We start from the raw sequence: 1,160 nt of genomic DNA, 5'->3' as shown, positions 1-1,160 counted from the left end.
GCGCGGACGATCGGCTCAGGCCCGCCAGCGCCCGCGGCTGACCTGCCGGGCGCGGCCGGCGGCGGCGAGTGCTTGGAGTCGGTCGTAGATCCAGGTGCGTCGCATGCCGGTCGTGTCGATGAGTTCCGCGATGCTGAGGCCGTCGTCGGGTGCTTGGCCGAGCGCGGTCAGGAGCGCTTGTTCCGGGTCGTCATCGACAGCCTTCGGCGGTTCGAGCGCGCGCGGTGGCCGGTCGAGCGCGGCAAGGGAGAGCGGGTCGAGGTCGGGTCGCTGGTCGGCGTAGCGGGCGGCTGTCTCTCGCACGTGGTCGTCGGTGACCAGGTAGGCGCGGGCGCGGCGTGGTTGGTTGTGTCCGTCGGCGAGGACGTAGAACTTGCCCGGTGCGTCGAGGGTGTGTGCGTGCCAGCCGGTGGCGAGCATGCCCTTGTCGAGGATGAGGTCGACGTCGCGGCGCTCGCGGACTCGGAGGCAGACGCGGACGCTCATCTGTGAGCGCAGCGCTCCGCCGCCCATGGCCTTCTGTGTCGGGCGTTGTGTCGCGGCGAGCAGGTCGACGGCGACCGCCCGGCCGCGCCGGGCAATGGATTCAGCGTGCGCGACGGCGGCCGGCGCAGTGTCGGCGAGTTCGGCGTACTCATCGATGACGACGACCAGCGCCGGTGCTTGCGGTGTGGGTTCCCAGACGCGGCTGTTGTCGTGGCTGGATGCGTGGGCGCGGGCGTCGAGGATGGTGACGGCGTCGGCGAGTAGTCGGGTTGCCTCGTCCGGGGTGGTCGCGAGCCGGGCGAGGCAGGGTGCCCACGGCCGTAGTTCCATGCCGCCTTTCAGGTCGATGCCCCACAGGACGACATCAGAGCAGGCGGCGAGGTTGCCGAGGACGACGTTCAGCACGCCGCTCTTGCCCGAGTCGGTGGTGCCCCCGATCAACGCGTGCCGCCGCAGCAGAGGCACCCGGACGGTCGTCGCGTCCTCGAAGACGCCGAGTTCGATCGGGTCGGCCAGCGATCGGGCTTTCGGGCCGGGCCACGGGATCGCGCCGGCGTGGGGGGGGGCGGGGGCGCCCCCCCCGGGGGCGCGCCCCGCGGGCGGCCGGGGGGGTTGGTGGGGGGGCGCCGCGGGCGGGGTGGCCCCGGCCGGGTAGAATGGGGGCGGGCGCGCCC

At 73.7% G+C, this 1,160-nt stretch carries 1 protein-coding gene; it reads right to left on the bottom strand.

All coding sequences use genetic code 11. The features are described 5' to 3' along the window. Positions 1-15 precede the first annotated feature (15 nt). Positions 16-951, bottom strand: coding sequence for an FtsK/SpoIIIE domain-containing protein (locus AB0F10_RS36480; protein WP_360636025.1), 936 nt, complete (start codon positions 949-951; stop codon positions 16-18). Positions 952-1,160: the final 209 nt, after the last annotated feature.

Source organism: Actinoplanes sp. NPDC026623 (assembly GCF_040638275.1).
Lineage (GTDB): Bacteria > Actinomycetota > Actinomycetes > Mycobacteriales > Micromonosporaceae > Actinoplanes.
This window is presented reverse-complemented; position numbering and strand designations above follow the sequence as displayed.